Source organism: Geodermatophilus sp. SYSU D00697, from assembly GCF_054050175.1.
Map to the genome: position 1 here is coordinate 41,537 of NZ_JBJGYV010000033.1, position 8,942 is coordinate 50,478.

An 8,942-nucleotide genomic window follows, 5' to 3' on the forward strand; every position below is an offset into this window, starting at 1 on the left:
GGGCCCCGGCGCCGGAGGGGGACCGGCCGTGTCCGAGCCCGACGTCCTGGTCGCCGGCCGGTACCGGCTGGTGTCGCGGATCGGCGGCGGCGGCATGGGGACGATCTGGCTGGCCCACGACGAGCGGCTGGGCCGCCAGGTCGCGCTCAAGCAGGTGTTGCCGCCCGCCGGGGCCGACGACGCCGCGGTGGAGCAGCAGCGTCAGCGCGCGCTGCGGGAGGGGCGCATCGCCGCCCGGCTGAGCCACCTGCACGCCATCCGTGTGTTCGACGTGGCGGTCGAGGCGGGCTCGCCCTGGCTGGTCATGGAGTACCTGCCCTCGCGCAGCCTCGCCGAGGTGCTGCACGAGGACGGCGTCCTGCGCGTGGACGTGGTGGCGCAGATCGGCGCCCAGGTCGCCGACGCGCTGGCCGCCACCCACGCCGCCGGGGTCGTCCACCGCGACGTGAAACCGGCGAACGTCCTCATCGGCTCCGGACCGGACGTCGACGGCCTGGTGAAGATCACCGACTTCGGCATCTCGCACGCCCGCGGCGACGTCACGCTGACCCAGACCGGGCAGATCACCGGCACGCCGGCGTTCCTCGCCCCGGAGGTCGCCCGGGGCAACGAGATGACACCGGCGTCGGACGTCTTCTCCCTCGGCGCGACGCTGTACACCTGCCTGGAGGGCCAGCCGCCGTTCGGGATGGACGACAACGCGCTGCGGCTGCTGCACCGGGTGGCCGCCGCGGAGCTCGAACCCCCGCGGCGGGCCGGTTCGATGACCGGGCCCCTGCTGCGGATGCTCGACCCCGACCCGGCGCGGCGGCCCACGATGGAACAGGTCCGCGACGAGCTGGCCGAGCTCGCCGCCGGACGCGACGGGGACCCGACGACCGTGCTGCTCGCGCGCACGCGGCTGCGCTCGTCCACGAACCGCGCCCGGACCGCCGAGCTCTCCCCGGCCGCCGGCTCCGGCACCGCGGCCGCCCCGGCGAACCTTCCGCGCACGGCGACGCCCCCGCCCCCCAGGCCGACGGCCCCATCCCGCACGTCGACACCCCCGGGCGCCCGGCCCCCGCAGCACCCGCCCGCCGCCCGACCGGCGGCCGCGCCCCCGAGCCGCCGACGGAGGGCCCCGGCGGTGGTCGCGCTGCTGGTCGCCGTCCTGCTCGCCGGGGGCGCCGCCCTCTGGGCCACCACCCGCGGGGACGACCCCGGGACGACGGGGGCGCAGCCCGCGCCGGCGTCGTCGTCCCCGGCGGGCGAGGACGGGCCGGGCACGTCGGACACCGCCGGGTCCGCGGAGAACGGGTCAGGAGACCCGGACGCGGTCGCCGTCGTCGAGGAGACCCTCGGCGAGTACTACGGGCACCTCCCCGACGACCCGCGGTCGGCGTACGCGATGACCGGGCCGACGCTGCGCGACGCGGCCGACCCCGCGTACTACGAGGACTTCTGGGCGCCGTGGTCGGAGGTCGAGCTCGCGGAGGTGCGGGACGCCGAGCAGAGCGGCGACGGCACGGTCACGGCGACCACCGAGGTGCGGTTCTCCCGCGCCGACGGCAGCGAGGAGGTCGAGCTGCACGAGGTCCGCCTGGTGCCCGCCGACCACGGCGGGTGGCTGGTGGACCTCGACCGGTACGTCGAGACCGTCGGCTGAGGCCCGGGACGACGAAGCCACCCCCGGGGATCCCGGAGGCGGCTTCGCACTGGCGGTGGCGGTGGGATTTGAACCCACGGAGGCTTGCACCTCACACGCTTTCGAGGCGTGCTCCTTCGGCCGCTCGGACACGCCACCGCCGAAGAGACTACAGGCCCCGCTGACGGCGGAAGAACGCGCGTAGGAGCGCGGCGGACTCCTCGGCACGGACACCCGCCGTGACCTGCGGACGGTGGTTGAGCCGGCGGTCGCGGACGACGTCCCACAGCGAGCCGGCCGCGCCGGCCTTGGGGTCGTCGGCGCCGTAGACGACCCGGTCCACCCGGGCCAGCACGCTGGCGCCGGCGCACATGGTGCAGGGCTCGAGGGTGACCACGAGCGTCGTCCCGGTCAGCCGCCACCCGTCGCCGTGCACCTGCGCGGCGGTGCGCAGCGCCAGCACCTCGGCGTGCGCGGTGGGGTCGCCGCGCTTCTCCCGCTCGTTGGCGGCCTCGGCGAGGACGGCTCCGTCCGGCCCCAGGACGACGGCGCCGATCGGCGTGTCACCCCACTCGACCGCGGCCGCGGCGAGCTCCAGCGCGCGGCCCATGGCGGCGTCGAGGTCGAGGGTCACCGGGGTGTCCCTGGGAACCTCGTGCTCTGCATGCGCCGGACAGGCAGAGCACGAGCATGCGGGGAACGACCGTGCGGGGTCACGGTCCCGCCACGGTGAGCAGGTCGATGCCCGTCACGTCCGACAGCTCGGCCAGCGCGGCCGTCGGCTCCACCACCTTGATCGTGTGCATCCCCATGGCCCGGGCGGGCTTGAGGTTGATGCCGAGGTCGTCGAGGTAGGCGCAGTCGGCGGCCCCGACCGGACGGCCGGCGGCCTCCGACAGCCGGGCCAGCGCGCGGCGGTAGATCTCCGGCTCGGGCTTGCGCACGCCCTCCAGCGAGGACTCGACGACCGCGTCGAACAGCTCCAGCAGCTCCCCGAGCCGCCCGGTGCGCTCCATCGGCGCGACGTTGTTCGACAGCAGCGCCAGCGGCAGCCCGGCGTCGCGGAGCCGGGCGACGGCCGCGACCATCGCGGGGCGCAGCTCCCCGGCCAGGGCGGTGAGGACGCGCCGGGCGTCGAGCCGGTGCCCGGCGGCCAGCGCCTCGGCCTCGAAGGCGTCGATGAAGCCTGCGGCGTCGAGCTCGTTGCGCTCGTACCGGGCCCAGGCGTTGGTGTCGGGGTCGGTGCTGTTCAGCCGCCGGATCAGTCCCTCGGGCAGGCCGGCCTCGGCCTCGTAGGCGGCGAAGGCCGGCATCGGGCTCTCGGTGATCACCCCGCCCAGGTCGAAGACGACGGCGGAGACGCGCCCGCTCCCCCGGTCGACGCGGGAACCCGTCCGCTCGCTCACGGGGTCACCGCGGCCGCGAGCTCGTCGGCGAAGCCGAGGCGCGCGGCGATGGCGGCGACCATCTCGTCGGCCCACAGGTCGTCGGCGGTGACGATCGGCCTCAGCTCGTCGGCCGGCAGCCCGTCGTCGGCGAACACGTCGAGGTCACCGCCGGGCCAGCCGGTCTCGTCGTCGTCGAAGGCCCCGTCGGCGTCGACGGCGATGCCGTACCGCTCCACGACCTCGGCGGCCAGCACCCACTCCTGCATGGTCGCGTCGGAGATCAGCACCCGGACCAGCCCGCCCGGCCCGTGCCGGAGGACGACGAAGTACAGCCGCGAGTCGACGACGACCACGAACGGTCCCGGCCAGCCCTCGGCGCCCGGCTCGCCCAGCGCGCGCTCGAGCACCGGCAGCTCGTCACCGGCGTCCGCGGCGAGCAGCTCCACCCGCCAGCGGCCGTCCGGCCGGCTCACCCGCACCGCCCAGCTCGCGCGGGGGTCGTGCCCGCTCATCGCTTGCGCAGCATCGTCAGGCCGTCGGACAGCGGCAGCAGCACGGTCTCCCAGCGGGGGTCGGTGGCCAGCGCGAGGTTGAGCTCGGCGATCGCCCGCTCGTTGTCGGTGCCCGGGGCGAGCACCCGGCCCCCGGCCAGGGTGTTGTCGAGCAGCACGACCCCGTTGTCGGTCATCCGCGGGTGCAGGTCGTCGACGTAGGCGGCGTACCCGGTCTTGTCCGCGTCGACGAAGGCCAGGTCGAAGGTCGGCTCGGCCGGCAGCGCGCGCAGCGACTCGTGCGCGTCGCCCAGCCGCAGCTCGATCCGATCGGCCAGGCCCGCCCGGGCCCAGTACCGCCGCGCGATCGCCGTCCACTCCTCGCTGACGTCGAGGCAGAGCAGCGAGCCGTCCGCGGGCAGCCCGCGGGCGACGCACAGCGCCGAGTAGCCGGTGAAGGTGCCGATCTCGATCGCCCGGCGGACGCCGAGGGCGCGGGTGAGCACCTGCATGAACACCCCCTGCTCCGGGGCGATCTGGAAGGTGGGCGGGACCTCGCCGCGGTCGGCCAGGGCGGCGGTCTCGGCGAGCAGGTCGGCGACCACGTCGTCCGGCGGCTCGGAGGTCGCCCGCACGTAGTCGCCCAGTTGCGGGGTGAGCAGGAACGACCGCGGCGTCATGGCAGGTGCGGACGGAGGAGCGCGGAGGTCGGGGTCATAGCCTCTGATCATGGCCGATCCCGCCCCGGACGACGGAGCCGACGTCGACCCCGCCCTGTTCGCCCGGCTGGCGGCCGACCCGCTGGCCGGACACCTGGGCATCGAGCTCGAACAGGTGCGCCCCGGCTACGCCCGCGCCGCGATGACGGTCCGCCCGGAGCTGCTCAACGCCGTCGGGACCGCGCACGGCGGCGCGACGATGGCGCTGCTCGACGTGGTGCACGCGGCGGTCAGCAACAGCCACGGGACGGTCGCCGTCGCCCAGGACGTGCACACCGAGTTCCTCGCGCCCGGGCGGCCCGGAGACCGGCTGGTGGCCGAGGGCACCGAGGTGCACCGCAGCAGCCGCACCGCGGTCTACCGGATCGACGCCCGCGCCCAGGACGGCCGGCTGGTCGCCACGGCGCTGGCCCGGGTGTTCCGGACCGAGCGCCCATGGGAGTCCGCGTGACCCGCTCCTCCCCCGTGCCGACGATGCCCGCGCCGCCGGTCGGCGTCGTCGGTCTGGGCCAGCTCGGCGGGTCGCTGGCCGCGGCCCTCGTCGCGGCCGGCCGGTCGGTCACCGGGTGGGACGTCGACCCCGACGCCCGCGCGGCCGCGGCCGCCCGCGGGGTGCGGATCGGCCGGGAGATGGCGGGGGTCGTCGTCCTCGCCGTCCCGCTGCCGGCCATGGCCGGGGCGCTGGACGAGCTGACCGTGGCCCCCGACGCCACGGTCACCGACCTGGGCTCGGTGAAGGTCCCGGTGCTGGCCGACCTGGGTGCGGCGCTGGGCGGGCGGTACGTCGGCGGGCACCCGATGTGCGGCACGGAACGGTCCGGGCACGCCGCCACCGACCCCGGCCTGTTCACCGGCGCCCGCTGGGCGGTGTGCCTGGAGCCGGGCACCGAGCTGCCTCGGTGGCTGCGGGTGGCGGAGGTGGCGCTGGCCGTGGGCGCGGAGGTGGTCCCGGTGACCGCCACGGAGCACGACGACGCCGTGGCCGCGATCAGCCACGTGCCGCACCTGCTCGCCGCGGCACTGGCCGCCGCGGCCGGGGAGGCCGGCCCGCTGGCGCTCGCCCTGGCCGCCGGCAGCTTCCGCGACGGCACCCGGGTGATCGCCAGCGACCCCGGGTTCGTCACCGCGATGGTCGAGGGCAATGCCGGGCCGACCGGCGCCGCGCTGGCCCGGGTGCAGGCCCAGCTGGCCCGGCCCTGGCCGGAGCTGGTCGCCGCGGGCCACGCCGTGCGGGCGGGGGCGCCGGCGGGCCGGCGCCCGGTCCGGGTGCCGCTGGACCGGACGGCGCTGCTCGCGCTCGGCCGCGCCGGCGGCGCGGTGACCGGACGGCTGGCGGCCTTCCTCGAGGGCTACGTGCCGGACCCGTGACGCGACCTGACCGTTTCGCCCGCGCGGCGGCGGGCAGGGAGCGGGCATGGACGACAGCGAGATCCGCAGCCGCATCGAGGCGCTGGTCGAGGAGGAGCGCCGACTCCGGGACAACGGTGAGCACACCGACGAGGAGCGCGCCCGCCTCCGGCAGATCGAGGAGGACCGCGACCAGCTCTGGGACCTGCTCCGCCAGCGGGACGCCAAGCGCCAGTACGGGCAGGACCCCGACGAGGCGCAGCCCCGCCCGGAGCAGCAGGTGGAGGACTACCTGCAGTAGGGCCCCGTGCGGCCCGGCGGGTCCAGGCGAGGCGCGGACAGGCTGTCGCGAGCGGCGAGCCGTCGTCGTCCGGGCGGGTGAACACTTAGAGGGTGAAGTGTGTCCCGCTGATCACGGGGTATGCCGCGGCTCGGCGCGCCCCGTCGCGCGCCCCCGAGGCGATGGGAGCAGGCATGGTGGACGCGGCGCGGAGGATCCGGCGGGCAGTGGTCACCGGTGGAGCGGGGTTCCTCGGCTCCCACCTGTGCGAGCAGCTGCTCGAGCGCGACGTCGAGGTGGTCTGCCTCGACAACTTCCTCACCGGCTCGCCGGAGAACGTCCGCCACCTGATGGAGGACCCGGGGTTCCGGCTGGTGCGCTGCGACGTGACCGACTTCGTGCACGTGCCCGGCCCGGTGGACCTGGTGCTGCACTTCGCCTCACCGGCCAGCCCCATCGACTACCTGAAGCTGCCCATCGAGACGCTCAAGGTGGGCAGCCTCGGCACCCTGCACACCCTCGGCCTGGCCCACGACAAGGGCGCCCGGTACGTCCTCGCGTCCACCTCCGAGGTGTACGGCGACCCGTTGCAGCACCCCCAGGACGAGAGCTACTGGGGCAACGTCAACCCGGTCGGCCCGCGCGGGGTCTACGACGAGGCCAAGCGCTTCAGCGAGGCGCTGACCACGGCGTACCGGACGTCGAAGGGCACCGACACCGGCATCGTGCGGATCTTCAACACCTACGGCCCGCGGATGCGCCCGGACGACGGCCGCGCCATCCCCGCGTTCGTCGGACAGGCGCTCGCCGGCCGCCCCCTCACCGTCGCCGGCGACGGCTCGCAGACCCGGTCGATCTGCTACGTCGACGACACGGTGCGCGGCATCCTCGCGATGGCCTGGTCGGCCGAGGCGGGGCCGGTGAACATCGGCAACCCGGACGAGCTGTCGATGCTCCGGCTCGCCGAGTGGATCCGTGAGCTGACCGGCTCGGCCTCCCCCATCGAGTTCATCGACCTCCCGGTGGACGACCCGAAGGTGCGCCGCCCCGACACCACCCGCGCCGAGCAGCTGCTCGGCTGGCGGCCGACCGTGCCGTCGGAGGAGGGACTGCGCCGGACGGTGGACTGGTTCGCCGCGCGGCAGGCGACGCCCGTGGCCGCCGCCGGGTGAGCGGGGCCGGGTCGTCCGGCTGACACCACTCCGTGCGCGAACGCATCTAATCTGTGAGGAGGGCGGTCGCGGGGTCGCCGACGAGACCTGACCCACCGACGGGGGAGCTGCAGGATGGGCCGCCACGCCGACACGACCTCCCGCCGACGGGGCGTCGCCGCCACGCCGCAACTGCTCATCGCCGCCGCCGTGGCACTCGTGGTGCTGGTCGCCGGCGGCATCACCTGGTGGGTCGTCGGTTCCGGCAGCGCCGACTGCGACCGGACCGACGACGTCCGCGTGACCGTGGCCCCGGAGCTGGCCGCCGTCGCCGACCGGCTGCTGGCCGAGGCCGAGGGACTGGGGGACGGCGACTGCGCGGGCGCCGAGGTGGCCGCGCAGGAACCGCTGCAGACCGTCGGCGACCTCAGCGCGCTCGAGGCGGCCGACCTGCCGCACGTCTGGGTACCCGACTCGTCGCTGTGGCCGGCGCGCGCGGACGGGGCCGCGCTGGAGACGGTCGGCTCGATGGCCACCTCGCCGGTGGTGCTGGCGACCAGCCGCGCCGCCGTGGACGCGCTGGGCTGGGACGGGTCACCGCCCGGCTGGGGCGAGGCGCTCGCCAGCGACCAGGGCATCGCCGTGCCGGACCTGGCCAGCAGCGCCGAGGGGCTCGCCGCGCTGAGCGCCGTCCGGACCGCGCTGGGCGGCGGCGCGGACGCCGACAACGCCGTCGTGCAGGCGGTGCTGGCGGCCGAGCGCGGTCCGTCGGTCTCGCCCGCCGACGCGCTGGAGGCCGCGGCTGCCGACGACGCCGACGCGCCGCTGGTGCCGGTCAGCGAGCAGGAGGTCCACGCCACCAACAGCGGCGCCGAGGACCCGTCGCTGGTCGCGGTGTACCCGAGCGAGGGCTCGCCGTCCCTCGACTACCCGGTCGTGCGGGTGGGCTCGGCCTCCGGCGCCGACGCCGCGGCGGTGGACGCGGTGGTCTCGGCGCTGACCTCCGACGCGGCGCGCACCGCGCTCGGGGAGGCCGGGTTCCGCGACGCCGACGGCGCGGCTCCCCCGCGGGCCGGGGAGGCGACCGGCACCCGGGAGGAGGCGCCCACGGCGGTGTTGCTCGACCCGGGGCAGGTGCAGTCGCTGCTGGCGCAGCTGGCCGAGCTGGCCGCGCCGTCCCGGATCCTCGCGGTCTTCGACGTGTCGACGTCGATGGAGGCCCCGGCCGGGGGCGGCACCCGCGCCACGCTCGCCCGGGACGCCGCCCAGAGCGCCCTGTCGCTGGTGCCGGGCAACTTCGCGCTGGGCCTGTGGGTCTTCGCCAACGAACTCGAGGGCGACCAGGACTGGTCGGAGCTGGTGCCCACGCGGGCCCTGGAGACCGAGGTGGAGGCCACCACCCAGCGCGACCTGCTCGACGAGCAGCTCGACACCGTCCCCGACCGCCTGAGCCCCGGCGGCACCGGCCTGTACGACACCACCCTGGACGCGGTCCGCGCGGCGCGGGCGGACTTCGACCCGACCGCGGTGAACAGCGTCCTGATGGTCACCGACGGCACCAACGACGACGACGGGATCGCGCTCGACACCCTGCTGGAGACCCTCGGCGACGAGGCCGACCCGGAGCGGCCGATCAAGGTCATCGGCGTCGCCCTCGGCCCGGACGCCGACCTGGACGCCCTCGAGCAGATCGCCGAGGCGACCGAGGGTGAGGCCTACTCCGCCGTCGACCCCGCCGACCTGCAGACGGTGCTGTTCGACGCCCTGCGCCAGCGGGAGGCCTGACCCTCCCCCGGGGATGCTCGTGCTCTGCCTGCGCCACGGAGGCAGAGCACGAAGGAGTCACGTCACCATGCACTCCCGGGATGCTCGTGCTCTGCCTGCGCCACGGAGGCAGTGCACCACGCACCCACCGCAACACCTTCCGCCGGCGCGCTCGTGG

10 protein-coding genes and 1 tRNA gene are annotated in these 8,942 nt (G+C 76.0%); 6 read left to right on the plus strand and 5 right to left on the minus strand.

Translation table 11 applies throughout. The features are described from left to right. Nucleotides 1–28 precede the first annotated feature (28 nt). Nucleotides 29–1,645 (plus strand): serine/threonine-protein kinase, encoded by a 1,617-nt coding sequence (locus ACI79C_RS21400; protein WP_456947708.1) that lies wholly within the window; start codon nt 29–31, stop codon nt 1,643–1,645. A 50-nt stretch (nt 1,646–1,695) separates the two neighbouring features. Here ACI79C_RS21400 and ACI79C_RS21405 read toward each other — a convergent pair. The 5 genes from ACI79C_RS21405 to ACI79C_RS21425 form a co-directional block, all read right to left on the minus strand. Continuing rightward, nucleotides 1,696–1,783, minus strand: a tRNA-Ser gene (locus tag ACI79C_RS21405). Nucleotides 1,784–1,793: 10 nt separating this feature from the next. Beyond that, nucleotides 1,794–2,258 carry a nucleoside deaminase gene (locus ACI79C_RS21410; RefSeq protein WP_456947709.1) on the minus strand — a complete coding sequence of 155 codons (465 nt, stop codon included), beginning with the start codon at nt 2,256–2,258 and terminating at the stop codon, nt 1,794–1,796. A 79-nt stretch (nt 2,259–2,337) separates the two neighbouring features. Beyond that, nucleotides 2,338–3,030 (minus strand): HAD-IA family hydrolase, encoded by a 693-nt coding sequence (locus tag ACI79C_RS21415; RefSeq protein WP_456947710.1) that lies wholly within the window; start codon nt 3,028–3,030, stop codon nt 2,338–2,340. After that, nucleotides 3,027–3,524 carry a tRNA adenosine deaminase-associated protein gene (locus ACI79C_RS21420; RefSeq protein ID WP_456947711.1) on the minus strand — a complete coding sequence of 166 codons (498 nt, stop codon included), beginning with the start codon at nt 3,522–3,524 and terminating at the stop codon, nt 3,027–3,029. The genes ACI79C_RS21415 and ACI79C_RS21420 overlap by 4 nt, the downstream gene beginning before the upstream one ends. Beyond that, nucleotides 3,521–4,234, minus strand: coding sequence for an O-methyltransferase (locus ACI79C_RS21425; protein ID WP_456947712.1), 714 nt, complete (start codon nt 4,232–4,234; stop codon nt 3,521–3,523). The genes ACI79C_RS21420 and ACI79C_RS21425 overlap by 4 nt, the downstream gene beginning before the upstream one ends. On the opposite strand from ACI79C_RS21425, the gene ACI79C_RS21430 reads away from it, so the two are divergent. The 5 genes from ACI79C_RS21430 to ACI79C_RS21450 all read left to right on the plus strand — a co-directional run bounded on the left by ACI79C_RS21430 (nt 4,233) and on the right by ACI79C_RS21450 (nt 8,785). Beyond that, complete coding sequence (locus ACI79C_RS21430) at nt 4,233–4,673, plus strand: PaaI family thioesterase (protein WP_456947713.1); 441 nt, start codon at nt 4,233–4,235, stop codon at nt 4,671–4,673. The two genes, ACI79C_RS21425 and ACI79C_RS21430, sit on opposite strands and share 2 nt — an antisense overlap. Next, on the plus strand, nt 4,670–5,590 hold the full coding sequence (locus tag ACI79C_RS21435) for a prephenate dehydrogenase/arogenate dehydrogenase family protein (RefSeq protein WP_456947714.1): 921 nt from the start codon (nt 4,670–4,672) through the stop codon (nt 5,588–5,590). The genes ACI79C_RS21430 and ACI79C_RS21435 overlap by 4 nt, the downstream gene beginning before the upstream one ends. Nucleotides 5,591–5,636: 46 nt before the next feature. Beyond that, nucleotides 5,637–5,870: a DUF2630 family protein gene (locus ACI79C_RS21440; RefSeq protein ID WP_456947715.1), complete on the plus strand. Its 234-nt coding sequence runs from the start codon at nt 5,637–5,639 to the stop codon at nt 5,868–5,870. 173 nt (nt 5,871–6,043) lie between these two features. Next, nucleotides 6,044–7,021, plus strand: coding sequence for a UDP-glucuronic acid decarboxylase family protein (locus ACI79C_RS21445; protein WP_456947716.1), 978 nt, complete (start codon nt 6,044–6,046; stop codon nt 7,019–7,021). Between the two features lie 114 nt (nt 7,022–7,135). Further along, nucleotides 7,136–8,785: a VWA domain-containing protein gene (locus ACI79C_RS21450; protein ID WP_456947717.1), complete on the plus strand. Its 1,650-nt coding sequence runs from the start codon at nt 7,136–7,138 to the stop codon at nt 8,783–8,785. The last annotated feature ends 157 nt before the right edge of the window (nt 8,786–8,942 follow it).

Coding starts and splice junctions, on each gene's coding strand:
- ACI79C_RS21440 (WP_456947715.1), top strand. CDS start 5,637: ATGGACGACAGCGAGATCCGCAGCCGCATCGAGGCGCTGGTCGAGGAG.
- ACI79C_RS21420 (WP_456947711.1), bottom strand. CDS start 3,524: ATGAGCGGGCACGACCCCCGCGCGAGCTGGGCGGTGCGGGTGAGCCGG.
- ACI79C_RS21425 (WP_456947712.1), bottom strand. CDS start 4,234: ATGATCAGAGGCTATGACCCCGACCTCCGCGCTCCTCCGTCCGCACCT.
- ACI79C_RS21445 (WP_456947716.1), top strand. CDS start 6,044: ATGGTGGACGCGGCGCGGAGGATCCGGCGGGCAGTGGTCACCGGTGGA.
- ACI79C_RS21450 (WP_456947717.1), top strand. CDS start 7,136: ATGGGCCGCCACGCCGACACGACCTCCCGCCGACGGGGCGTCGCCGCC.
- ACI79C_RS21430 (WP_456947713.1), top strand. CDS start 4,233: ATGGCCGATCCCGCCCCGGACGACGGAGCCGACGTCGACCCCGCCCTG.